Genomic DNA, 25681 nt, shown 5'->3' with positions numbered 1-25681 from the left:
GTTGGAGAGGGGTGCTTGCTACGGCTGCCCTCCCCCTCGGCGGCGAGAGGGCATGTTGCAAAAATCGGGGTTATTTGCGCACTGGCGCATCGCCCGCCACATAGTAATCTGCGCTGCTGCGCGGCAACGCGGCGCGGTTGCGAATACGATCGGCGATCTTTTCCGCGATCATGATGGTGGTGGCGTTCAGATTGCCGGTGATGATCTGCGGCATGATCGACGCATCCACAACCCGCAGCCCTTCCATGCCGTGAACCCGACCCTGGCCGTCGACCACCGCCATGTCATCTTCGCCCATTTTGCACGAACAGGACGGGTGGAAGGCGGTTTCCGCATGTTCGCGGATAAAGGCGTCCAGCTGTTCGTCGCTGGTGACGTCGGCCCCTGGGCTGATTTCGCGACCACGATAGGGATCCAGCGCCGGCTGCGCCATGATTTCACGCGTAATGCGGATCGCATCGCGGAACTCCTGCCAATCCTGTTCACTGGACATATAGTTGAACAAAATGCTCGGGTGCTGGCGCGGATCTTTCGACTTCACCTGAACCCGGCCGCGGCTCGGCGAACGCATCGAGCCAACGTGTGCCTGAAAACCATGTTCTTTCACCGCATTGCTGCCGTTGTAGTTAATCGCCACCGGCAGGAAATGGTACTGAATGTTCGGCCAGGCGAACTCTTCGCGGCTGCGGATAAAGCCACCGGCTTCAAACTGGTTGCTGGCACCGACGCCGCTGCCGTTAAACAGCCATTCTGCGCCGATCTTCGGCTGATTGAACCATTGCAGCGCCGGATACAGCGACACCGGTTTCTTGCAAGCGTACTGCAAGTACATTTCCAGGTGATCCTGCAAGTTTTCACCGACGCCCGGCAGATCGTGCACCAGTGGGATATCGAGGCTGTTTAACAACGGCGCAGGGCCGACGCCGGAGCGTTGCAGAATCTGCGGCGAGGCGATTGCGCCGGCGCACAGCAACACTTCCCGACGCGCACGCGCGCTGTGGATGCGATTACCCTCGCCCTTCAGGTAGCTGACGCCAACCGCACGCTTGCCGGCAAAATCAATATGATCGGTCAGCGCATGAGTGACGATGGTCAGGTTGGGCCGTGAGCGTGCCTGATCGAGATAACCGCGAGCGGTGCTGGCGCGGCGGCCTTTTGGCGTCACGGTACGATCCATCGGGCCAAAGCCCTCCTGCTGATAGCCGTTCAGATCGTCGGTACGCGGATAACCGGCCTGCACGCCCGCTTCAATCATCGCGTGGAACAGTTCGTTGTTGCCGGTCTTCGGCGTGGTGACGCTCACCGGACCGTCGCCGCCATGGTAATCATTCGGCCCGATATCGCGGGTTTCCGCCTTGCGGAAATAGGGCAGACAGTCGAGATAACTCCAGTCTTCCAGACCCGGCGCCGTAGCCCAGTTGTCAAAGTCCATCGCGTTACCGCGGATGTAACACATACCGTTGATCAGCGACGAACCGCCCAGCCCCTTACCACGGCCACACTCCATGCGGCGATTGTTCATGTGCGGTTCAGGATCGGTTTCATACGCCCAGTTATAGCGGCGGCCCTGCAGCGGGAAGGCCAGCGCGGCCGGCATCTGGGTGCGAAAATCCATCCGATAATCCGGGCCGCCAGCTTCCAGCAGCAGCACGCTGACGTCGGCGTCTTCGGTTAAACGGGTGGCGAGTACGTTGCCGGCCGAGCCGGCGCCGATAATGATGTAATCAAATTCCATTCATTATCTCCTTGATAATTATTTGCCTGCATGCGCAATGTGGCCAGAAAGCCCTGCACATGATGGTCAGGCCAGATTTCATTCAACATCTGGGGGCATTATTCCCCCGTGGATTTCGCGTTACCGCCAGGCGGTCAGAAAGCCCGGGCCATTGACGCAACCAGTGACCGGGCTCTGCTAACGCTGTAGTTGGAAATGCGGCGGGGAGATCAGAAGACCGAAGCGAAGTCGCCCAGTTCTACCTGTACCGATTTGATTTGCGTGTAGTGTTCCAGCGTGGCCAGACCGTTTTCCCGGCCAACCCCTGAATGCTTGTAACCGCCGACCGGCATTTCCGCCGGTGATTCTCCCCAGGTGTTAATCCAGCAGATGCCGGCTTCCAACTGATGAATCACCCGATGGGCACGGGCCAGATCGCGTGTAACCACGCCGGCGGCCAGACCATAGGTGGTGTCGTTAGCGCGTTTGATCGCTTCAGCTTCGCTCTGGTAGCTGAGAATGCTCATCACTGGCCCAAAGATCTCTTCACGTACGATCTCCATCTCGTCGGTGCAGTCGCTAAACACCGTTGGCGCCACAAATGCGCCTTTGGCGTATTCACCGTCGGTCACCCGCTCACCGCCGCACAGCAGGCGTGCGCCGCTGTTTTTGCCACTTTCGATAAAGCGCAGTACCGACTCCATGTGCGGGAAGCTGACCAGCGGCCCGAAGTTGGTGCTCGGATCGGTAGGATCGCCCAGGCGAATACGTTTGACCCGCTGCAGGATTTTGTCCTCAAACTGCGATTGCAATGCCGCAGGGACGAAGACGCGAGTACCGTTGGTGCACACCTGTCCGGAACTGTAGAAGTTGGCCATCATGGCGATATCCGCCGCGCGATCGAGATCGGCATCGTCGAAAACGATCAGCGGCGACTTGCCGCCCAGTTCCATGGTGACTTCTTTTAGCGTCGAGCTGGAAGCGTTGGCCATCACTTTCTTACCGGTCTTCACGCCGCCGGTAAACGAGATTTTGGCAATGCCCGGATGATCGGTCAGGTACTGGCCAACCTCTGCCCCGCTGCCGGTGACCACGTTGAACACGCCGTCTGGCAGACCGGCTTCGCTGTAGATTTCCGCCAGCTTCAGCGCGGTCAGCGATGTCACTTCGCTGGGTTTGAAGATCATCGCGTTGCCCGCGGCCAGCGCCGGCGCCGATTTCCACAAGGCAATCTGAATCGGGTAGTTCCAGGCACCAATACCGGCGACCACGCCGAGCGGTTCACGGCGGGTATAGACAAAGGAAGTATCGCGCAACGGGATCTGCTGCCCTTCGATGGCCGGGATCAGGCCGGCATAATATTCCAGCACGTCCGCGCCGGTCACAATATCAACCGCCGTGGTTTCGGACAGCGCCTTGCCAGTGTCGAGCGTTTCCAACTCGGCCAACTGGTCGTTGCGCTCACGCAGGATATCTACCGCGCGACGCAGGATCCGCGAGCGTTCCATTGCCGTCATTGCCGCCCACACCTTCTGCCCGCTGGCTGCACTCGCCACCGCACGGTTGACGTCTTCAGCGCTGGCAGCCTGCACTTCGGCGATAACCTCGCCATTGGCCGGGTTGATGGCGTTGAAGGTTTTCCCTTCGCTACTGTCTACATAAGCACCATGGATATAGAGCTTCTGTAAGCCAAAACGGGACATAAGGTTCTCCTTTATTACAGTCCTCAGGGCGGCGTATGCCCCCGGAGTTGAAACATGATGTAGTCGGTGGTCAGCGCTAGCGCCTGAGCCTGATTGAAGGCGGAACCGCGCAATGCGCTGCGCAGCCACAGGCCGTCAATCAATGCCGCCAACCCTTTGGCTGCCAGCCGCGCCTGCGCCTGCGGCAGCGCGCGCTGGAATTCGGCACTGAGATTGGAATACAGCCGGCGGCCGTTCACCTGCTGCAACCGGTTCAGCTGCGGCTGGTGCAGACTGCTGGCCCAAAATGCCAGCCAGGTTTTCATCGCCGCGCTGTTGATCTGGCTGTCGTCAAAATTGCCGGCGACGATGGCCTGCAAGCGCGACGCCGGGCTGTTATCTTGCAGTGCCTGCAACCGCAGCTTTACCGCTTCGCCCAGATGGCTGATCAAATAGCGCATCGTGGCTTCCAGCAGGCCGTTCTTGTCCTTGAAATAATGACTGATAATGCCGTTCGATACGCCGGCCCGACGCGCAATCTGCGCGATGGTGGCGTCGTGCATTCCCACTTCATTTACCGCAGCCAACGTGGCATCAATCAATTGCTGCCTTCGTATCGGCTGCATTCCTACTTTTGGCATGGCTCCGACTCTCAAAACAGGTCTTAACGTTAACTATTAAACTTTTTTTTGATTGAACGTTCAATAAAAATTGCATATATTTTATTGCCGCTTGGTTACAAAAATGTACTTTTCGGTTGTGGAACTGGCTGATTTTTGTGAGGTATTTAACGAATCTGACCAAAATCAGTGGCTGTAAGCGGTTCCCACCCCGCAGTGCTGGCTGGCTGCGTTAACGGCACCTTCGGCAATATTTGGCAAGAAAAAGTAATGATTGCCGCGGGTCTGTCGACCGCGCCCTGTCGGCTGTTCGGCAGGTGCTCGATTTTACTCAGTTGTTAAAAACCAGAGGAAGACGATGACAACACGCGAAACCTCCTCAAAACCGCTACAGGATCGACTAAATCCGGTGGTTTTCTTTACCTCGGCAGGGCTGATACTGGCCTTCTCGCTGATGACGATATTTTTCACCGACTTCTCCGGTCAATGGCTTACCCGGACGCTCAATTGGGTTTCAACCACCTTTGGCTGGTATTACCTGCTGGCCGCGACGTTGTATATCGTATTTGTGGTGTTCATTGCCGCCTCTCGCTTCGGTTCGATCAAGCTGGGGCCAGAACAGTCCAAACCGGAATTCAGCCTGTTAAGCTGGGCCGCCATGCTGTTTGCCGCCGGCATCGGCATCGATCTGATGTTCTTTTCGGTCGCTGAACCGATCACCCAATACATGATGCCGCCGGAAGGCCAGGGCCAGACGCTGGAAGCCGCGCGCCAGGCCATGGTGTGGACGCTGTTCCACTATGGCCTGACCGGTTGGTCAATGTACGCGCTGATGGGCATCGCGCTGGGATACTTCAGCTATCGCTACAACCTGCCGTTGACCATTCGTTCGGCGCTGTACCCGATCTTTGGTAAACGCATTAACGGGCCGATTGGCCACAGCGTGGATATTGCCGCGGTAGTTGGCACCATTTTCGGTATCGCCACCACCCTGGGCATTGGCGTAGTGCAGTTGAACTATGGTCTCAAGGTGCTGTTCCATCTGCCGGAGAACCTGACGGTTCAGGCGGCGCTGATCCTGCTGTCGGTAGTGATGGCGACCATTTCCGTCACCTCCGGGGTCAACAAGGGCATTCGTATCTTGTCTGAGTTGAACGTCTGGCTGGCGGTGGGGTTGATGGCGTTTGTGCTGTTCTTCGGCAATACCGAATTCCTGCTGAACGCGCTGGTACTGAACGTCGGTGATTACATCAATCGCTTTATGGGCATGACGCTCAACAGCTTCGCCTTCGATCGTCCGGTCGAGTGGATGAACAACTGGACGCTGTTCTTCTGGGCCTGGTGGGTTGCCTGGTCGCCGTTTGTCGGGCTGTTCCTGGCGCGTATTTCACGCGGGCGCACCATCCGTCAGTTCGTGGTCGGCACGCTGATTATTCCGTTTGTGTTCACTCTGCTGTGGCTGTCTATCTTCGGCAACAGCGCGCTGTACCAGGTGATTCACGGCAATATCGGCTTTGCGCAGGAAGTGATGCAGTATCCTGAGCGTGGCTTCTACAGCCTGCTGGCACAGTACCCGGCCTTTACCTTCAGCGCGTCGGTGGCGACCATTACCGGTCTGCTATTTTACGTCACCTCCGCCGACTCCGGCTCGCTGGTGCTGGGCAACTTTACCTCGCGCCTGGCCGACATCAACAACGATGCGCCGAACTGGCTGCGCATCTTCTGGTCGATTGCCATCGGTCTGTTGACCATCGGCATGCTGATGACCAACGGCGTGTCGGCACTGCAAAACGCCACGGTGATCATGGGGTTGCCGTTCAGCTTCGTGATTTTCTTTGTGATGGCCGGTTTGTACAAATCGCTGCGGGTCGAGGATTACCGCAAGGCCGGTGCGCTGAACACGTCGGCGCCAACGCCGGTATCCAGCAACGATGTGCTGAACTGGAAACAGCGCCTGTCGCGGGTGATGAACTACCCGGGCACCAAATACACCCAGAAAATGCTCGATCTGGTGTGCCGCCCGGCGATGCAGGAGGTGGCGCGCGAGCTGGAACTGCGCGGCGCCAAGGTCGATTTTACCGAGGTTCCACCCAGCGAAGAAGAGCGTTTGCCGCATCTGGAATTACTGGTGCGTCTGGGCGAAGAACAGAATTTTGTCTACCAGATCTGGCCGCAGCGTTATTCGGTGCCGGGCTTCACCTACCGCGCCCGTTCCGGTAAATCACACTATTACCGGCTGGAAACCTTCCTGATGGAAGGCACCCAAGGTAATGACCTGATGGACTACAGCAAAGAACAGGTGATTGGCGATATTCTTGACCAATATGAAAAACACCTGAATTTCCTGCATATTCATCGTGAAGCGCCGGGTAATACCCTGACCTTCCCGGATATGTAACCCCGATGGCGGGGGAGCAACCGACGCTCTCCCCGCTTTCCCCCGTCACTGCTCGCAACTGCGATCGATATTGATAAACCTGTCGTTATAGATAATAAATTTCTGCCCGCGCAAGCTCAGCGTCTTTTCCGTCAGCCGGTCCCCCGGCCGCAAATAATAACTGCGACCGTCTTCATCGCTACTGTCACAGCCCGGTTTAATCAACAGTTTGAAGTAGGTATTGCCGGTATTGCTCAGAGAACCACCTGTTTTATCAAGCTGATAGGCGAAGTTTATCTTGCGCGGACGTACCACCAGAATGGTGTCCATCACTACCACCGGCTCCAGTCTGGCACCGTTGCGACTGCGTTGCGACACATCAAAGTAACTGGCAGGTATTTCACGAAACGAAATGCGATAGTAACGTTCGCGGTTGTCTTGCGGGCCATGATAGAAAAACTTGTAGTATTCGTCCTGTCCGGCTTGCAGCATCAGCTGTTTTGGCGCATACAGCATTTCACCGTCGGCCGGCCGGCTACGCACTTCCTGTTCGCCGGGTCGATCGACGGCGCGAATGGCAACCTGGTAGATGCGCGCGCTTTTGTTGTTATTCAGCACCCGCTTGGAGACAAACGTCTGGTGTTGATCCATGGCAAACGTCAGGGTTCCGACATTGATGGCGCTGACGGAAAAGGGCAATAACAACAGCCACGGCAACAATCCCTTCATCATCCCTCTCCTAGTTGATATTACGCCAGGTTGCTTCCACGTGGATCTCGCCCGCCGCACTGACATTGCCGTACCAGCCATTGCCCTCCACCGTTTTCAACGAGATCGGATCGTTCATCGGCAGGGTAAACCTGACGTTGGTTTTATTCATTACCCCGACGTCGCCGGAAATATCATTCCATGGCGTGCTGCTCCACAACGCATTGGTGATGTCATGCCACTGACCGTCACAACCGGCATCGAACACCTGTTGACCGCCGGTGCTGGTACGAATGCTCAGTTGCGCCGGAAAAGGTACCCGCGCAGAATTATCCGGCGAAGAAAAAATGCAGTAATTGATGCCGTTGAGCGCCTGGGTCGGGCCGGTGGCCATCATCCGCACGCTGTCGGCTGAGGTTTTACCGCTGGTGGTGACAATATAATCAAACGCCAGCGCCGGCTCCGTCGGGCCAACATAACCTTCACGATGCGGATTATTTTCATAGTCATCAGAAATGATACTGATGCTGAAATCACGCGGCTTGATGATCAATTGGTTAGAGGTAGAAAATTCGTACCAGCCGGATTCCGCCGAGCTGGTGTTCTGGAAACGGAAATTGATCAAATCTCGCGTGCCGCTGTCGGAAATCCCCAGCCGCACCATCTGCTTGAAGAAGTTACTCGAGAAAAAGACGTAAATGGCGTTACTGCTCTTCAAGTCGTTAAAATTGTAGTAGTTGGCGATGCCGGAGGTCGACTTCCAGCCGTTGCCGTCGAGGCTGAACTGCAGATCGGCCGCCGCCACCGCGGAATTCAGCGGGGCATTGTTGATCGCCGGGAAAATGTGAATCGAGGTGTTACTGACGCTGCCGTCGGTCTGGAGGTCATAGCTGACCATCTTGCACATAATGCCGGAGCGGGTACCGACGCTCTGGTTCTTACAGTCGGCATTGCCTTCACCGATGATCGGCACACCGTCGCTGTTGACGAACACTTCCGACACCGCATTGGTGTTGATAAAACGCAGGTGCGCCGCCTTGATGTGCGTTACCTTGCGTTTGTACCAGTTACCGCTGGCCTGATCCTGGCAGCGGCCGCCGGCTGCCGCATCATAGGCGGCGGAAGTCTGGCAGCCGTTAATCTGCATGCTGAAACTGTCGCCTGGCGCCATCTGTTTCAAGTATTGGTAAAAACTCGGCGACATCATGCCATGCATCCATTTTTGCCCACCGCTGGGCACCGTCACCGCATAAAAGCCTTTTTCATCGGTGGTTTGCGGCAGGATCAGGCTGGTGTCCATATTGCACCCGCCGTACCAGTTGATGCAGCGCAGGCCAAGGAACGGATTTTTGATCGGCGCATTTTCCAGCCACATATCAAAACGGTAATTGGCCACCAAACCGGTGTTATAGCCGTTGTCCACATAGCCCAGACTTTGCTGGTAAATGGTGCCCGATCCGCCGTATTTCAGCCCGGTCCACTGATTGGCGCCGGTCATGCGTGGATCCAGCGCGCCGGCGGGCGTGACAAAATAGTTATCGTCGGCATTGTTCTCGACAAAGGCAAACTTGGTCGCTGTCGCATCCGCCCAGGTGGTGACGCTGACCGCCGCCTGCGCCGCCGGGGCAAGCAATGCCAGAGCCAATAGCACCTTATCAACTCTCATTATTCTTTTCTCCTGTCAGCTGACGATCGGCATAGGTTTTCAACCCGACGCACACCACGTCACCGACCCAAATCGCCCCGCGTGCCTTGCTCAGGTCCAAATCCACCTCGCAGCGCTGGTTTTCACCGTGCTCAAAGTCGATCACCGGGAATTTCTTGTCGACGTCCATCACGAATTCGCCCTTGTCGTCGGTGCGCGTGCGGCCGATGTGATTCTTGATATCGGCATGGGTCAGCAGCGTACCGTCCTCCGCCTTGATGCGGCCAAACACCGTCACCATCTGCTTTATTTCGGGCGTAATGACCGCCACGTTGCCCGGGTACAACGTCAGTCGGCTCTTGCGTTTGGTGATAATGTCGAAGCTTTCTGCCGAGTTCTTGTTGTTCATCAGTTCAATGTCATATTGGCCGTAGGGGGACAGCGGCAGATAGTTTTTGTTGCCGCTCAGCTTGACCACGCGCCCATCGACGCGCGCCGCCAGCAGCCCATCGTTTTCGATGCCGGTATTGAAGATGATGCCGGCGTTGCCCTCATTGCGGCCGCTGGCGGCAATGTTTTTCCCCTGCCAGCCCAGGCTGCCATTCGCGCTCAGGCTGGTATTGACATAACCGTCGGCGGAACTGCTGACGTTGACCGTCCCGGTGGAATATTTGGTATCGAAGCGGACATAGCCGCCGCCATTCAAGCTACTGTCACCCTGGGTGTCACCGGAAATGGCCCGTGACAGGTTGGCACCAACGGTACGAATTGGCCCATCCTGCAGCTCTTTACGTGCGGCAAGGTTAGCGGTGGTATAACCGTTCTGATTGGAAATGCCGGCGCTGAACCAGTTCCCCAGCGGCAATGAGAAGTCCAAGGCAATATATTTACCGGTATCGGAGCCTGAGCGGCCGTTATTGTAACGCTGAACGCCGGCGCGCACGCCGAGCGTGCCATAGCGTCCGGTAAAAACATTTTGGTAAAAATCAACGTTATAGTAACGCGTATCGTTTTTGACATCGTCGTTATAGCTGACGCTCAAGGTACCCAGTTTGGGGGTTAACGCACCAAAGTTGAGCGTGCCGCCAATCGCACGGTTTTCCGCATCGCTTTGCAACAGCCTGCTGCCAATGCGGGTTTTCTCCTGATTCAGCCAGATCGAGCTGAAGCCGCCCGGCAGCGATGCGCTGAGGCTGTTCACCAGACTCCATGAACTGTCCGATGCCGCCATGTTTTGCAGGGTAAACTGGATAGACTCGGTCAAGGGAAGCGAGAAACGCCCCTCGCCAACCGAATTGCCGTCAAACGAATAGCCGGACAGCGCCCAGTTGAGCGTTTGCAGGTTGCCAGTGGCGGATATCCCCGCCAGATAGGCATCTTTGGCAGCAATGTCATGGTCGTCTTGCCGCCGCCAGCGATCCATGCGGATCATCCCGCCCCAAACCTGCCAGGATAACGCGGCATTGGCGCCGCGATCGGGGCTGTACAGCTTATTGACGCGCTGCCGATGCCGGTTGACCACCTTGCCATTCACCACTACCGATACCTCCACGTCATAAATGCCGTACGGCAGATTCGCGGTATCCACTTCGTGGTTACCCATGGTGAAGTTCTGTACGCTGAGCAAGCGTCCATCACGAGACAAATGCACTTCGCCGGCCGAGGGGAAAAACACCACGATCGGCGTCAGCGACTGCGAATTGTCAAACACGGTGGAACTGGCGCGGTTGCCATAGGAAAAACCGTATATCTTACTGGCGTTAAGCGCGGTAACCGGCCCAAGCGACTGCAGGTTCCAGCTATCGAGCATACCGACGGCAAAGCGCCGGCCGGCAAAATCACGCTCGTACATCGCCTTGTACCAGGTGACATCCTGATTATTGCTGCCAATGCCATACAGCGAACCGTTCAACTCGACATGATGCTCACGCAACGCCGTCACGCTGTTTAGCGAAAGGTAGCTCGAGGTATTGCCTTCACTGGCCTTGGCGCGGTAATCATAAATTCCCAGATCGTAATTGAGCGTGCTGCTGAGGGTATCGACGCTGGACGCGCCAATATCATTGGAACGCGCGCGCAACACCGTGCCAATCGCCGATTCTTTTACCACCAGTTGCAGATTGAGCTGACGGAAATTCAACGCCAGCCAGGCGTTTTCCGTCAGCTCAATACGTTGCTGCGGGTTAAAGCCGACGTTATTCAGCGCCTCAATCTGCCGGATGGTATCTTCGGTCAGACGGGCGCCGCCCTCATTATCTTCCAGCGTTATTTGGCGTATTTTCACCCCTTGCGCGTCGAGAAACAGCAACGCATGGCCGATACGCTGATCGTCTTTGATGCCTTTATTTTTCTCATAGTGCAGCAATAACGGGATACTCATGCCTTCGCGCAATGCCTGGCTGAAAGCCTGCGGTATCAGCACGCCATCAATTTGCGTCAACCCTGCTGCCATCGCCGTTTGTGCCGGTAAAAGCGCAACAGGAATCATCACCGCGCCAGTCACCATCAACGAGTGGGTCAATACCTTACGCAGAGTCCTTTTCACATCGGCCTCCCTTGTTCCATTGTCATGGCGCCCCTTCCTTGGTCATTGCACATCGGGTGTCGACGCTTATTTCACCGGAATAAATCGCTCACCGTGCCACAGGGCCACTCGGCCTTTCTTGTCATTGACGTCAACCCGGCTAAAGGCCTTTTCTCTACCGGGCATCACGAAATAGTTTTCCTTGCACCCTTCGGGGGTTTTGTTGGTCCGGCAGGTGCCATAGGCCACCACCTTGAAGGTGGCATTGCCGGTATTTTTGATTTTTCCGTTGGTAAACTGGTAGTCGAAGCGGTCCTGGCGCGGCGCTACCACTAAAATGGTGCCGATACGCGCAGAAGTGGTCGCCACGGCATTGCGCCTGGCGTTATTTTCTTCTGCATCGCTCAAGGCCTGATCGAACCAGACAATGCGGTAATAACGCTCCTGGGCATCGCTCGGCCCGTTGTAATAAAAACGGATCACCTCGCGGGCGTTGGCTGGCAGCATCACGCTGGCCGGCGACAGCAGCATTTCGTCTTTCGACTCCATCGCCATCACCTGGCCGGATTCCAACGGGTTGGTAATGCGTTCAACGTTGATATTCACCAGACGACCGCTGTCGGTAGTATTTTTAATTTCTTTCGTCAGGCGTGCCTGGTCGCTGTGCATAAAGGCGCTGATTTCCCCAACGTCGAGGGCAAAGGCGGCCGGGCTCAGGGGAAGCAGCAGATAAAGGGCAAGATGGAATCGTTTCATGGCGCTATTCCAGATGGCAGTCATCAACAACGTGAATAAGCAGGGGGAAGTTCCCCCCTGCAAAATTCAAAAGCTCAGCGGATTAGATAGTCCAGGTGGCGTTGAACTCGACGCTGACGTCACCGCTCCAGATCCCTTCTGGCAGCGTGGAGTAATCGGTAACTGCCGTGGTGCCATCGGTGGTTGCGCCAATAATGCTGAAGGTGAACTGATCCTGTGCACTACTACGGCTGGCCACGTTATAGCCGTTTGACAGCGCGCTCAGGTTGCCGCCCAGAATACCGTTGGCGGTATCAATCATGGTGGTTTCTGCCGTTTTCACTACCTCGGTACCGTTATAGTTCACGCCCACATCCAACGTAGAGCCAGAGGTGTCGAGCTGCGTCAGCGTGTTGGAAACCAGCTTGGAAGTCAGTTTGAACGCCGTCGCCGTGGCATCACCTTCTACCGTGACGTCGAACAGGCCTTTCTGGCTGTTAAAACCCTTGATGCCTTCCGCGTACTGGAAAGTCAGACTGCCAATCGGCGTTACTACCAGTTTGCTGCTGGTGTCTTTCTTGGCGGTTGCCGACCAGGTTGCCAAGGCCTGCGCGGTAACGTCGGCAGCTTGAGCGGCGTTCACCGCGACAAATGCAGAAACGATAGCCAATGCCAGTGTCATTTTTTTCATGGTAAAACTCCCTTAAATGTTGAATGCGTTCTCTTTCGTCCTTTGACGTGACGTGCTGTGTCATCTCCACTTTGCTCTGGCAAGCCAGCTGCCAGCGGGACATCTCTCCCGGCGATATCCGCCAAAACGATGATGTCGACGAATGACAGGAAAAATCTTAACGCCAAACCAATCCAAAAGAATCATTAACTATTAAAAGTCAAAAATTTAGTAATTAATTCTATTTTTAATATAAATAAATGTAATTTAAGGTATAAAATACAAGGCGAGAGATTCAAAGCAGAACAAGCCCCTTGAGATTTTGCCTACCAAGCAGCAATTAACCACGCTCGTTGCAAGGGATCATGTCCCGCACTGCACACCATGCCGCACGGTAAGTTATCGGACCGTGGACCTTATCTTCAGCATGGCTACGCGTGCCCTATAGCGGCACACCCCACATCCAGCCGACGTGTCATCAGGGCAACGGCAGGCAAGACTGTGCACATTCGCCGGATGGCCGGGTTTATGCATAGGCACCAGGGGCTAACGACAGGGAATAGTCTGAGAGATGCTCAGCATTGATGGCCTGGTATCGGTTGTCTGCTGCGCTTCGGCGGGGGGAGCGGTTTTATGCCGCAGCAGCAAAATGCCGGATAGCGCATCCGGCATTCAAAACGTACCGATCGGAATCAGCAAAGGAGGGAGTTATATGGCACGTTTACGCAGTGTCAGTAACATCTTGATAAAACCGGTCCGCGTCGAACACAATTTGTTCAAGATATTGCGTTTATGGCTGCTGACCGTCTTATACGCCAACCGCGTGCTGATGGCGATGCGTTGCGGGGTCAGGCCAGCGACCATCATCGCCATGATGCGCCATTCGCTGCCGGAAAGCCCTTTCACCGGTGCAGGACAAGGGTGGCGCAGCAGCGTTTGTGCAATGCACGGGCTTTGATAACCCTGCCCGGCACGGGCGGATTCGATACCGGTCAGTAATAACGCCATGCCATCGCGTTTTGATACGAGCGCTATCTGCGGTATCGATGCCAATAGATGCAACACGCTGTAATTTTCTATATCGGTAAATACTACCCAGGCGGTTTCCGGCCACAGATTTTTTGCTTCCAATATAAAACGTACGCCGTCGATCACCCGTTCGTTGACACCGTAAAGCTCCATAATCACCGTTTGACGTGGCTGCATTTCCAGAGCCGCGGTGATCTGATTAAAGGCTACCGCTTGGTATAAACCAATAATGCTGGGCTGTAACAGCACCATTAATCCCTCATGAACCCAGGAAACCGGGTCATAAAATATAAAGTTACCTGCTTCCATCTTTATTTGCATAGGTTCCATTGCGATATCATCCTTGCAGAATGGCACCGGTTGGCGTCGCGGATTTATTGTTCGGCATCACGCCTGAACTTTAGCCATACGTCAACACACGTCCCAGATTTAAATGTTTTACCCATTCAGTGAAATTGTTCATCTTGCAGGCCATAACAGACCTCCACGCGATATTCGCGTAATATTTTGCACTTCAGAAGAAACAGGCGAGATATGCCCGATATGTAGGTATGAACCTGATTACTGCGTACCGCCAAAATATACTCATCGGCATTACAATTGCCGGGCTTGGTGTTGGCATACGATAAAATATCGCGATTAAAAGAGCCCTGAGCGGTAAAAGCCAAGCCGGAGGTCGACATAAATACCTTGCAGCGATCGGTCGCACCGATAAACCGTTCCTGATTACTGCCGTAACTGGTGAAGTAAATGGTCATGCCGACTGCCAGAGCGATCAGCAACACCAGGGCAACGCCGATCGCCGCCCAACGGTGCCACGGCCGCCTTTTCTTCCGTGGGGGTGCCACGCGCGCGTCCACCGTGGGCAACCGATCCGACACCGCGGCGGCGATAATGTCTTCTTCGCTTATCGCCGATGTGGTGGACGGCTCATCCGCGCATTCGATTGCTATATCGCGGCTAAGCATAAATCCAACCTTTGGTACGGTAATAATCACCTCGTCATCAATCCCCAATGTCTTGAGTATGCGACGTAATTTACTGACACACTGATTGAGATTATTATTACTTGATACCATACCGTAATCATCCCACACCTTACGAAATATCACTTCACGGCTAACCGGTTCCCCATGATTGATAATCAATAGCAACAACAGGCGTTTAGTGGGATTGGAAACGGCAAGAGGATCATCAGAAAAATCCATTAAACTCAGGCTTCCGCTGTCTGCATCAAAAAGAACATGTCCATTGATTCTATATTTCATGGTATCCACTGTTGTATCTGGCGATGGGCGTTGTATGTTTTAAAAACATTAATCAATGCCTAAAAAAGTTAATTAAATTATAATAATTATCTAATTTTGATTTAAATCAATTAATTAGCCGCCATCCCCATAGCGCTCCACCCAAAGACTTTCGTTGGTATAGGAAAATTCTCATAGGTATTAATTCAAGGTTATACAAACCCGAGGCTTATTGATATAATTAATTTTAAATTTAGATAAAGTTAGTTTTTTATTTTGCCGATAAGGTTATTTTACGATTTAAATTCTTATAGAGTGCACTTATCAGTTTCTTTTAATGCCAAAATCATTTACATAAAACGATAAATAAATCTACATATCGGATTAAAATCGCCGTATGCAAATGCCGTTGTCTGAGCGGCATGGTAACCCGCTCACCGCCAGCGGTAACAAATTAGGGGTAAAACGAAACTAACCCGCTTCGTTCTACCCCGACAAAGGGGCTTTTACTCTCCCGCGATCATCAGCGCGATATTTGCCTGCAAGATTGCGTCACGCGCGCTTTCCGGCAAATGGACGTCAGTAATAATGGTATCAAAGACGCCGATCGGCAACGCCAGATAGGTTGCCACCTTGCCATACTTTGAGCTGTCGCTTAACAGTACCCGGCGTCGGCTGGCGTCGATAATCGCCTGCTTGACCATCACCTTGTCTTCGTTTGGCGTTGACAGGCCGCGCATGCTCCATGACGAAGCGGAAATAAAGGCCAGATCGATGAACAGATTGCGTAACGCCTGAGCGGCGGCGGCTCCAACGCAGGAACGGTTCTCGCGACATACCGTACCGCCGGTGTGAATGATTTTGCACTGGCTGATTTCTATCAGGTAGCCGGCGATAACAAAGTCATTGGTCACCACCGTTAAATCATCACGTTCGCCAATCTGCCTGGCCAATGCCAGCGTGGTAGTGCCTGCGTCCAGATAAATACAGCTGTTGGGCGGGATCTGGCGCGCGGCCAGCGCGCCGATGGCCGCCTTCTGCTGGCTGGACATGCCTTCTTTATCTTGATGGGAAGGTTCAATCGCCACCCGCTCTGCAGACTGCACACCGCCGGACACCGTTACCACCGCCCCCTGCTCTTCCAGTTTCTGCAGATCTCGGCGGATGGTCATATGCGACACCGCCAACCGTTCGGTCAGTTCTGCGATACTGACCACGCCACGTTCAGCGACCAGAGCCAGAATTTGTTGATGACGTTCTACAGGGATCACGGCTTTCACTCGTCTCGTTAGTGATAATAAATGTGATTTTACGTCAATTTTCGTGCTGGCACAGCTCCACTTTATCAGCACGTGATCGTCATCCCAATGAAAACATTCATTACATAACATTTAAAAACAAAAGGTTAAATCATCCACCTTGTGACACTCTGCCCTATTCCCTGATAAATTTAACTGTTAATTATTGTGAAGACGATCACCTACACGACGTAAAAAAACGCTTATATTTAACACAACAAAACAAATTATCACTAAAATTAACACGAGGTAGTTATGACACAGCCAGGTGATTACGCCGTTTGCATCGTCGGTTTGGGATCAATGGGCATGGGCGCAGCACAGTCGTGCGTCAAGGCCGGTTTGTCCACCTACGGTGTCGATCTTAACCCGCAGGCATTAGCGACGCTGCAACAGGCTGGCGCCAAACAGGCCGCCACCAGCGCAGAAGCCTTCGCCAGCGACCTGAACGCCGTGGTGTTGCTGGTGGTGAATGCCGCGCAGGTCAAACAGATTCTGTTTGGCGATAACGGACTGGCTGCGCGACTGAAACCCGGCACGCCGGTGATGGTGTCTTCAACCATCTCCGCCGCCGATGCCCAGGAGATCGAGCGCCAGCTGCTGGCACAGGGACTGCTCATGCTGGATGCACCGGTGTCCGGCGGCGCAGCCAAGGCGGCCGCTGGAGAAATGACCGTCATGGCCTCCGGCAGCACGGAGGCGTTTGCACTACTGCAACCGGTGCTGGATGCGGTGGCCGGCAAGGTGTATCGCATCGGCGAACAGATCGGTCTCGGCGCTACGGTGAAGATTATCCACCAGCTACTGGCCGGCGTGCACATCGCCGCCGGCGCCGAAGCGATGGCGCTGGCCGCCCGTGCCGGTATCCCGCTGGACGTGATGTACGACGTGGTCACCAATGCGGCCGGCAATTCCTGGATGTTTGAAAACCGCATGCGCCACGTGGTCGACGGCGACTACACGCCAAAATCGGCGGTAGACATCTTCGTCAAGGATCTGGGACTGGTGGCCGATACCGCCAAAGCGTTGCATTTCCCGCTGCCGCTCGCCTCCACCGCCTTCAATATGTTTACCTCCGCCAGCAATGCCGGCTACGGTAAAGAGGACGATAGCGCAGTGATCAAGATTTTCTCCGGCATTAACCTGCCACAGAAGAAGGAGCAGCCATAATGTTGCTGGGGGTTATTGCAGACGATTTTACCGGCGCCACCGATATCGCCAGTTTTCTGGTGGAAAACGGTCTGCCGACGGTACAGCTCAACGGCGTGCCGCAGGATGACAGCCCGCTGGCCGCGCAGGCGGTGGTGATCGGCCTGAAGTCACGTTCATGCCCAGTGGAACAGGCGGTCGAACAATCGCTACAGGCGCTGGCCTGGCTGCAACGCCAGGGTTGCCAACAATTCTATTTCAAATATTGCTCCACCTTCGACAGTACCACGCAGGGCAATATCGGCCCGGTTACCGACGCGCTGCTCAACGCGTTGGGCGAAAGCCAGACGGTGATTTCACCTGCACTGCCGGTAAACGGCCGCACGGTATATCAAGGCTATCTGTTTGTTATGGATCAGTTGCTGTCTGAATCCGGCATGCGCCACCACCCGGTGACGCCGATGACCGACAGTAACCTGCTGCGTTTGATGGAAGCGCAGGCAGAAGGCCGCTGCGGCCTGGTCAACGCCAGCGAAATCGATCGCGGTGCCACGGTGGTTCAGGACAAACTGCGCCAGCTGGCGCAGCAGGACGTGCGCTATGCGGTGCTGGACGCCCTGAACGAACAGCACCTGCTGACACAGGGCCAGGCGCTGAAAGACATGAAACTGGTGACCGGCGGTTCCGGCCTGGCGATTGGCCTGGCGCGCCAATGGGCGCAACCGGGTCACAGCAAGGCACAGGCCGCCGGAGCACCGCAGGGAGCCAAAGCGGTGGTACTGTCCGGATCTTGTTCTACCATGACCAACCGGCAGGTCGCCTGCTATCGTCAACAGGCAGCCTCACATGCCATTGATGTGGCACGCTGTATCACCGCCGACGATCGTGCGGCCTATGCTGGCGAATTAAGTGCCTGGGTACAGCAACACGCCGACACCAACGCGCTGGCCCCGCTGGTGTACGCCACCGCCGAACCGGACACCCTGCAACAAATCCAGCGCCAGTATGGGGTAGACGCCGCCAGTCATGCGGTCGAAGCGCTGTTCGCCGCACTGGTGAAACAGCTGCAACAGGCCGGATTCAGCCGCTTTATCGTTGCCGGTGGTGAAACCTCCGGCGTGGTGACTCAGGCGCTGGCCATCCGCGGTTTCCACATTGGGCCATGCATTTCACCCGGCGTGCCCTGGGTGCGCGCCATCGAACAACCGGTCTCACTGGCCCTGAAATCGGGCAATTTTGGCGATGAAAACTTTTTTGCCAGGGCACAAACGGAGTTTCCGCTATGACGTTGACTACTGAGCAACTGCTCGCCGCCGAACTACGCTCGCGTGAAGAGATGGTGCGTCTCGGCGCGTCGTTCTTCCAGCGCGGCTATGCCACCGGCTCCGCCGGCAACCTGTCGCTGCTACTGGCGGACGGTACGCTGTTGGCAACGCCGACCGGCTCCTGTCTGGGGGAACTGCAGGCCGAGCGCCTGTCGAAAGTCAGCCTGAGCGGCGAGTGGCTTTCCGGCGACAAACCGTCAAAAGAGATCAGCTTCCACCGGGCGCTGTATCTGAATAACCCGGCATGCAAAGCGGTAGTGCACCTGCACTGTACCTATCTCACCGCCCTGTCCTGTCTGCAGGGGCTGGATACCGAGAACGCCATCAAGCCGTTTACGCCGTACGTGGTAATGCGGGTGGGCAAAGTGCCGGTAGTCCCGTATTACCGCCCAGGCGACGAGCGACTGGCACACGACCTGGCCAAACTGGCCCCGACGCACCGCGCCTTCCTGCTGGCCAACCACGGCCCGGTAGTGACCGGCAAGGATCTGCGCGCCGCAGCCGACAACACCGAAGAAATGGAAGATGCGGCAAAGCTGATTTTCACGCTTGGCGACCGCCCGATCCGTTATTTGACCGATGACGAAATTGCCGAGTTACGGAGTTAATCATGCCTAAATTTGCTGCCAACTTATCGATGATGTTTAACGAACTGCCGTTTCTGGATCGCTTCGCCGCCGCCGCGGACGCCGGTTTCAACGCGGTAGAGTTCCTGTTTCCCTATGACTATCCGGCCGATCTGCTGGCGGAAAAACTGCGCCAGCATGGTCTGCAACAGGTACTGTTCAACACCGCGCCGGGCGATGTCGGTGCCGGCGAGTGGGGGCTGGCGGCGTTGCCGGGCCGCCAGCAGGACGCGCGGGCCGACATCGATCGTGCGCTGAGCTATGCGCTGGCGCTCGACTGCCCGAATGTGCACGTGATGGCCGGGGTAGTACCGCCGGGCGAAGACGCCCAGCGCTATCGCGATACCTTTATCGACAACCTGCGCTACGCGGCCGATACCTATGCGAAGCACGGCGTCAAGGTCATGATCGAAGCGCTCAGCCCACAGGTGAAGCCGAACTATCTGTTCTCCAGCCAACACCAGGCGGCGGCACTGCAGGCGGAGATCGATCGCGCTAATGTGTTTATCCAGTTCGATTTCTTCCATGCCCAACTGGTCGACGGCAACATCAGCGGGCTGATCGCCTCGTTGGCGGGTCGCTACGGACATATTCAAATCGCCTCGGTGCCCGATCGTCATGAGCCGGACAGCGGCGAGCTGGACTATGGCTGGCTGTTCGAACGGTTGGACCAGCAGGGTTATCAGGGCTGGATCGGTTGTGAATACAAGCCACGCGGCGAAACCCGCGCCGGGCTGGCCTGGGTAACCCCCTATTTATAATCGGCGAGCGCGCCAACACCAGATTACTACCCAATAGCAAACATAAAAACTAAACGCATCCGTATCGCCCCGCCAGGCGATCGCGGTGCCGAACGCTTACCCGAGGCTACACCATGTCTACCACAATGTTACTGTTAATCGCCCTGGCAGGCGTATTGCTGCTCCTGCTGATGGTCATCAAGGCCAAAGTGCAGCCGTTTGTCGCGCTGCTGGTCGTCAGCCTGCTGGTGGCGCTGGCCGCCGGCATTCCAACCGGTGAGGTCATGAAAGTGATGACCGCCGGCATGGGCGGCGTGCTCGGCTCGGTTACCATTATTATCGGCCTCGGTGCGATGCTCGGCCGGATGATAGAACATTCCGGCGGTGCTGAATCGCTGGCGCAGCGCTTCAGCCAGGCGCTGGGGCCTAAACGCACCATTGCCGCACTGACTCTGGCGGCGTTCATTCTCGGCATACCGGTATTCTTTGACGTCGGATTTATCATTCTGGCGCCGATTATTTACGGCTTCGCCAAAGTGGCCAAAGTCTCGCCGCTCAAGTTCGGCCTGCCGATGGCCGGCGTGATGCTGACGGTACACGTCGCACTGCCGCCGCACCCGGGTCCGGTGGCTGCCGCCGGTCTGCTGGGTAGCGACATTGGCTGGTTGACCATCATCGGTATCGCCATCTGTATTCCGGTTGGCATCATCGGCTACTTTGTGGCGAAGTACCTCAACCGCAAAACCTATCCACTGTCCATCGAAGTATTGGAACAACTGCAGCTGGCGGCGCCGGAGCCGGCAACGGCAGACCAGGCACCGCTCAGCGATCGCCTGAACCCGCCAAGCGCCGGGCTGGTGTCGGCACTGATCGTCATTCCCATCGCCATTATCATGCTGGGTACCGTTTCCGCCACGCTGCTTGAACCGGGTAATGCATTACGTGACGTGCTTTCACTGATTGGCGCGCCGGCAGTAGCGCTGATGATTGCCCTGGCGCTGGCCTTTTACTTCCTGGCGGCACGTCGTGGCTGGAGTCTGCAACACACCAGCGACGTAATGGGCGCAGCGCTGCCTACCGCAGCGGTGGTGATTCTGGTCACCGGTGCCGGCGGCGTATTTGGCAAAGTGCTGGTGGAATCCGGCGTCGGCAAGGCGCTGGCGGAGGTGCTGACCACCGTTGGATTGCCGCTGATCCCGGCGGCGTTCATCATCTCGCTGGCGCTGCGGGCATCGCAAGGTTCTGCGACGGTGGCGATTTTGACCACCGGCGGCTTGTTGTCTGAAGCCGTAAGTGGGCTGAACGCCATTCAGCTGACGCTGGTGACGCTGGCCACCTGCTTCGGTGGGCTGGGACTGTCGCACGTTAACGATTCCGGCTTCTGGATCGTCACCAAATATCTCGGTCTGTCGGTTGCCGACGGCCTGAAAACCTGGACCGTCCTGACCACCGTCCTCGGCGTTAGCGGCTTCCTGTTTACCTGGTTGGTGTGGTTAATGATATAACGTTTGTCATCCCTTTGATGCGGGCGGCGTTGGTAGGCCGCCCGCGTATATGCTGGAGCAGCAAATGAACCTCTACACCACCGCCCCGTTGTTAGTCACCGACCGTTTGATCCTGGATAGCCATACCATTGACGATTTTGACGCGATAGCCGCCCTGTGGGCCGATCCGCAGGTGGTGCGCTATATCGGTGGCACGCCGCGCGATCGCGAAGACAGCTGGGGCCGCCTGTTACGCTACATCGGCCACTGGCAGCTGTTGGGCTACGGCTGCTGGGCAGTGCGTGAGAAAGCCAGCGGAGCCTTTATCGGCAGCATCGGCTTTATCAACTTCCAACGGGATATCACCCCGCCGCTGGATGCGCCGGAAATGGGCTGGACGCTGGCCTCGGCAGCGCACGGCAAGGGGTACGCCACCGAAGCGTTGCAAGCGGCGCTGGGCTGGGCGCAAGCGCACCTGCCGGCCGATAAACTGCTGTGTATCATTTCGCCCGAGAATCGCGCTTCGCTAAAGCTGGCGGCCAAGGTCGGCTTCAGCGAAAGCCACCGCAGCGAGTATCACCAGAAGCCGATCGTCGTTATGCAACGCCCGCGTTAAGGCACGGTGTGCTGTCCAGCCGTCGTTGCCCGCAGCGTGCGCTTTTCGCAGCAGCCCACCAATACCAAGGGACAATAGCGCCAAACCGCAGGCAAAAAAAATCCGCCCGAAGGCGGATTTTTGTCGCGGAAGCCACCGAAGCGGCACACCGACGGGAATTCTTAGAAACGGTAGCCTACGCCAACGCTCCAGATGCCAACGTCCACGCTGCGGATACGGCTCTGCTCGTAGCCTACGTCCAGAGCAACATCCTGGATTGGGTTGAACTGCAGACCAGCACCGTAGCTGAAGCCGTAATCGCTGCTGCCGCCACGGCTAGAACCGTTTTGTGCGTTATCAACGTTTTTACCGTAGCCTACACCGATAACACCGTAGATGCTTGCCCAGTCGTTGAAACGGTAAGCTGGACCTGCGGTGATGGAGTTGTACTGAGCTTTCTTGTATTGGCCAGCTTCAGCACGATCTTTTTCCAGGTGAGTGAAGGAACCGATAACACCCAGTGGGCTGTTGTCGAACTCGTAACGGTATTTCAGGTTGAAACCGTCTGCTTTGTTAGCAACACCTTGAAGGTCGCCTTGAGCATAGCCACCGGAGACGGTGCTCTGACCAGCGAAAGCGGTACCTGCGGTCACTGCTAATACACAAGCTGCTACTGCGGAAAGACATGCAATTTTTTTCATAACCACCTCAAACGCGTTTTATTATTAAGTACATCCATTTGTCATGCATTGAAAATATAACAAAAATCAGCGTGAAACTCTGCCCTGAAATCGATGTCTAATACTTAGTATCGTGTAACAGAAGATTTCAAGAACAACGCATCTGCTTCATTTCGCTTAATTTTCGGGCGTATTCTAAACTTTTATGTGACAAAAATCACCTATTTAATATCCAGATAATTCTTAAACAATTGCGCACTTTTTGCACTAAACCACCACTTTTGCTTAAACGAAACGTTTAATTCCCTGCTTTCCACGCTTTTCTCAGACAGATAGACAGCATTTCATTTACACTCAAGGACCTCTGTTTAGTGTGCTCCTGCCAGCCGGTGGGGGTGGTGTTCAAGAAGGCTGAAAGGATGTCGTCTCCTACTGCAAAAACCTCTGCCAGACTGCTGCCGATCTGTCTGCTGCTGGTCGCCATGGTATCAATTCAAGGTGGTGCGTCACTGGCGAAAAGCCTGTTCCCGCTGGTGGGTGCCGAAGGCATTACCACGCTGCGCCTGAGTATCGGCACCCTGATTCTGTTTGTCATATTTCGACCGTGGCGAATGCGCTTCGCCGCCGGCAGCCGCTTGCCGCTGCTGATTTATGGCCTGTCGCTTGGTGCCATGAACTATCTGTTTTATCTCTCGCTACGCACCGTTCCGCTAGGTATTGCCGTCGCGCTGGAGTTCACCGGGCCGCTGGCGGTGGCGATGTTTTCTTCACGCCGGGCGGTTGATTTCATCTGGGTCGCGCTGGCGATGATCGGGCTGTGGTTCCTGTTGCCGCTGGGTCATGACATGGGCAGCATCGATCCGCTTGGTGCGGCCTGTGCGCTCGGGGCCGGCGCCTGTTGGGCGGTATACATCATCTTTGGGCAAAAGGCCGGGGGCGATCATGGTCCCGGCACCGTCGCCGTGGGGTCGCTGATTGCCGCGCTGGTGTTCTGCCCGATCGGTGCCTGGCAAACCGGCAGCGCGCTGCTCAACCTAGATATCCTGCCGCTGGCGCTGGCAGTAGCGATCCTGTCCACCGCGCTACCTTATTCCCTCGAGATCATCGCACTGCCGAAGATCCCGGCGCGTACCTTCGGCACGCTGATGAGTCTCGAACCGGCGATGGCGGCCCTTTCCGGCATGATCTTCCTCAATGAGCACCTCAACGGTATCCAATGGTTGGCACTGGCGGCCATTATCATGGCGTCGATGGGGTCCACGCTGACCATTAAGCCCAAGCCGCAAATCGAACAGCTCAGCTGAGCACAGTCAGCCGGTGTGCTGACCGGCTGACCTGGCGCAGCTGTTGACGCGCGGTTATTCTACCGCGATCGGCTGTGGCACCAGCTTGACCTGATGCCCCCCTTGCAATGCCTTGACTTTTTGCTGGTACGCCTTCACCTGTTCAGCATTTTTCAGCAGGGTATAGCTCAGTTCAAAATCAGCACTCTGGCCCGGCTGCAGCTGCTTGATACGCCCTTGCTCGCGTTCTATTTTCACCGGATACGCATAGTTGGTGCCCGGTTCAATGCCGGTCACGTAGCCTTGCCGTTCGGTATCGGTATTCTTCCACAGCGTCAGTAATGGCAACTGCCGGGTATCAAAACCGATGGCCACGCCGCGATCGCCCTGTTTGTTGTTCAGCATCGCCAGCGTTTTACCCTGGGCATCGGCGTATGGCACGATATTGAATACCATCTCGTCATAACCCTTGGTTGGTCCCTGATAACGCTGCCATTCCTGCAACCCAGCCTTGGCGTAATCATTAAACGGTGAAATTTCCTTGATTGGCGCACTGAATATCGCCCCCTCTTCCAGCAACGGTTTGCCGAAATTGCTGTGGTAGATGATTTGGTAATCGCGTGGGTAATCCGCCCGGTTGGTTAACCTGTCGTGGAGGGTAAAGCTCTCCTCTCCCGGCACGTAACGCAATTCTGTCCAGGTTTCCAGATTGCTTTTCTTGAAGGTGTTTTCCTTCAACAAGCCGCGGATACGCACGGCATACGGCGCCTTGTCATCAATCTCCACCACTACCTTGGACGCTGGCGTATTGCCAGCCCGGCCATGCAAGGTATACAGCGTGCCATTTTCCACTCCCGGGTGGCCGGTCCATTCAAATCCGCAACGCACCATCATTTCATTAAAACCGTCCAGCCAGCCGAGACCGTTGCGGCTATCAAGATTGATATATGCCGGATTGACCACCTCGGTAACCGGCGAATCCCAGCCCAAACGTACCCCAGATCCATTCACATGCAGAATGTCCATGCCTCGTGTGGGGCTGAGCGCAATGGTCAGGCCCGGGCTGGTCAAGGTGATCACTTTCGACCCCTCCTGTTTGCCGCCATGCAGGATCTGCTGCTGCACGCTGAAACGTGGTCCCGGCAAGTTCAGCTTTTGGCTGTCGGTTTGCCAATTGCCTTGTTCAATGCCTTTTTCACTGTCGGTCAATACAAAGGTCTGCGCGCCGGCATACCCGGAAATCAAAGAGATAGTTATTGAAACTGCGATTAGCGTCTTCATTTTTCCTGCCCTTGTGGTTAGCTGAAAGGTTTTAGCTAAAGTCAGCACAAAGTAGATTTTCATCGTGGGTGAAAATGCGAAGCGGGTCACTTTTCGAAAAAAGGTCGATTTCCGAACGATTAATACGTGATGCATGGCAAATTTAATTGAAATTCATAATTAATTCTCACAATTAACTGTGCATAAAATCACCATTCATGCTGAAAATGCTGAAATGTATCAGCTTGGCGCTCCCTGTGGTGGTGATATGACAGCCCATATCCTGGCCG

General features: G+C 55.6%; 21 protein-coding genes. 8 read left to right on the top strand and 13 right to left on the bottom strand.

Going from position 1 to position 25681, the window contains the following annotated elements:
- Positions 1-70: 70 nt before the first annotated feature.
- The 3 genes from betA to betI form a co-directional block, all read right to left on the bottom strand.
- Positions 71-1735, bottom strand: a complete 1665-nt coding sequence (gene betA / locus AC2AXP_RS02875) for a choline dehydrogenase (protein WP_273867137.1) — start codon at positions 1733-1735, stop codon at positions 71-73.
- Positions 1736-1944: 209 nt separating this feature from the next.
- Positions 1945-3417 (bottom strand): betaine-aldehyde dehydrogenase, encoded by a 1473-nt coding sequence (gene betB, locus AC2AXP_RS02870; protein ID WP_004965388.1) that lies wholly within the window; start codon positions 3415-3417, stop codon positions 1945-1947.
- 23 nt (positions 3418-3440) lie between these two features.
- Positions 3441-4037: a transcriptional regulator BetI gene (gene betI / locus AC2AXP_RS02865; protein WP_039992306.1), complete on the bottom strand. Its 597-nt coding sequence runs from the start codon at positions 4035-4037 to the stop codon at positions 3441-3443.
- A 337-nt stretch (positions 4038-4374) separates the two neighbouring features.
- Between betI and AC2AXP_RS02860 the strand changes: the two genes are divergently transcribed.
- On the top strand, positions 4375-6414 hold the full coding sequence (locus AC2AXP_RS02860; RefSeq protein WP_039992307.1) for a choline transporter: 2040 nt from the start codon (positions 4375-4377) through the stop codon (positions 6412-6414).
- Between the two features lie 45 nt (positions 6415-6459).
- Here the strand turns inward: AC2AXP_RS02860 and AC2AXP_RS02855 are convergent, their stop codons facing one another.
- The 8 genes from AC2AXP_RS02855 to ygbI all read right to left on the bottom strand — a co-directional run bounded on the left by AC2AXP_RS02855 (position 6460) and on the right by ygbI (position 16222).
- The gene (locus tag AC2AXP_RS02855) at positions 6460-7122 is read right to left on the bottom strand and encodes a fimbria/pilus periplasmic chaperone (RefSeq protein WP_039992308.1); all 663 of its coding nucleotides are present in this window, start codon (positions 7120-7122) and stop codon (positions 6460-6462) included.
- A gap of 10 nt (positions 7123-7132) precedes the next feature.
- Positions 7133-8767: a fimbrial adhesin EcpD gene (gene ecpD, locus AC2AXP_RS02850; RefSeq protein ID WP_004965397.1), complete on the bottom strand. Its 1635-nt coding sequence runs from the start codon at positions 8765-8767 to the stop codon at positions 7133-7135.
- Positions 8757-11252: a CS1-pili formation C-terminal domain-containing protein gene (locus AC2AXP_RS02845; protein ID WP_273867993.1), complete on the bottom strand. Its 2496-nt coding sequence runs from the start codon at positions 11250-11252 to the stop codon at positions 8757-8759. Before AC2AXP_RS02845 ends, ecpD begins: the two co-directional genes overlap by 11 nt.
- A 105-nt stretch (positions 11253-11357) precedes the next feature.
- A complete protein-coding gene (locus AC2AXP_RS02840) occupies positions 11358-12026 on the bottom strand; it encodes an EcpB family pilus assembly chaperone (RefSeq protein WP_039992309.1) in 669 nt (222 codons plus the stop codon).
- An 82-nt stretch (positions 12027-12108) separates the two neighbouring features.
- Positions 12109-12696 carry a common pilus major fimbrillin subunit EcpA gene (gene ecpA / locus AC2AXP_RS02835; RefSeq protein ID WP_088499628.1) on the bottom strand — a complete coding sequence of 196 codons (588 nt, stop codon included), beginning with the start codon at positions 12694-12696 and terminating at the stop codon, positions 12109-12111.
- A gap of 687 nt (positions 12697-13383) precedes the next feature.
- Positions 13384-13956: a helix-turn-helix transcriptional regulator gene (locus AC2AXP_RS02830; RefSeq protein WP_050763135.1), complete on the bottom strand. Its 573-nt coding sequence runs from the start codon at positions 13954-13956 to the stop codon at positions 13384-13386.
- Positions 13957-14150: 194 nt separating this feature from the next.
- Positions 14151-14972, bottom strand: a complete 822-nt coding sequence (locus AC2AXP_RS02825; protein WP_198772808.1) for a winged helix-turn-helix domain-containing protein — start codon at positions 14970-14972, stop codon at positions 14151-14153.
- 485 nt (positions 14973-15457) lie between these two features.
- The gene (ygbI, locus tag AC2AXP_RS02820; RefSeq protein WP_484381406.1) at positions 15458-16222 is read right to left on the bottom strand and encodes a DNA-binding transcriptional repressor YgbI; all 765 of its coding nucleotides are present in this window, start codon (positions 16220-16222) and stop codon (positions 15458-15460) included.
- A 282-nt stretch (positions 16223-16504) separates the two neighbouring features.
- On the opposite strand from ygbI, the gene ltnD reads away from it, so the two are divergent.
- From ltnD to AC2AXP_RS02790, 6 genes are all read left to right on the top strand, one after another.
- Positions 16505-17419 (top strand): L-threonate dehydrogenase, encoded by a 915-nt coding sequence (ltnD, locus tag AC2AXP_RS02815; protein WP_004965412.1) that lies wholly within the window; start codon positions 16505-16507, stop codon positions 17417-17419.
- Positions 17419-18684: a 3-oxo-tetronate kinase gene (gene otnK, locus AC2AXP_RS02810; RefSeq protein ID WP_004965414.1), complete on the top strand. Its 1266-nt coding sequence runs from the start codon at positions 17419-17421 to the stop codon at positions 18682-18684. The genes ltnD and otnK overlap by 1 nt, the downstream gene beginning before the upstream one ends.
- Positions 18681-19331 carry a 3-oxo-tetronate 4-phosphate decarboxylase gene (otnC, locus tag AC2AXP_RS02805; RefSeq protein WP_484381405.1) on the top strand — a complete coding sequence of 217 codons (651 nt, stop codon included), beginning with the start codon at positions 18681-18683 and terminating at the stop codon, positions 19329-19331. The genes otnK and otnC overlap by 4 nt, the downstream gene beginning before the upstream one ends.
- 2 nt (positions 19332-19333) lie before the next feature.
- The gene (locus tag AC2AXP_RS02800; RefSeq protein WP_004965418.1) at positions 19334-20110 is read left to right on the top strand and encodes an HPr family phosphocarrier protein; all 777 of its coding nucleotides are present in this window, start codon (positions 19334-19336) and stop codon (positions 20108-20110) included.
- A 113-nt stretch (positions 20111-20223) separates the two neighbouring features.
- A complete protein-coding gene (locus tag AC2AXP_RS02795; protein WP_039992319.1) occupies positions 20224-21594 on the top strand; it encodes a GntP family transporter in 1371 nt (456 codons plus the stop codon).
- A 64-nt stretch (positions 21595-21658) separates the two neighbouring features.
- Positions 21659-22189, top strand: coding sequence for a GNAT family N-acetyltransferase (locus AC2AXP_RS02790; RefSeq protein WP_039992819.1), 531 nt, complete (start codon positions 21659-21661; stop codon positions 22187-22189).
- Between the two features lie 161 nt (positions 22190-22350).
- Here the strand turns inward: AC2AXP_RS02790 and ompX are convergent, their stop codons facing one another.
- Complete coding sequence (ompX, locus tag AC2AXP_RS02785) at positions 22351-22869, bottom strand: outer membrane protein OmpX (RefSeq protein WP_004965424.1); 519 nt, start codon at positions 22867-22869, stop codon at positions 22351-22353.
- Positions 22870-23267: 398 nt separating this feature from the next.
- On the opposite strand from ompX, the gene rhtA reads away from it, so the two are divergent.
- Complete coding sequence (gene rhtA, locus AC2AXP_RS02780; protein ID WP_273867119.1) at positions 23268-24152, top strand: threonine/homoserine exporter RhtA; 885 nt, start codon at positions 23268-23270, stop codon at positions 24150-24152.
- 54 nt (positions 24153-24206) lie between these two features.
- Here the strand turns inward: rhtA and AC2AXP_RS02775 are convergent, their stop codons facing one another.
- Entirely contained in the window at positions 24207-25412 is a 1206-nt protein-coding gene (locus AC2AXP_RS02775; RefSeq protein WP_484381404.1) for an aldose 1-epimerase family protein, read from the bottom strand.
- Positions 25413-25681: the final 269 nt, after the last annotated feature.

The sequence above is a fragment of the Serratia sp. Sp408 genome (genome assembly GCF_057180665.1).
Note: the sequence above shows the minus strand (reverse complement) of the source record. Positions and strands in the feature narration are given on the sequence as shown.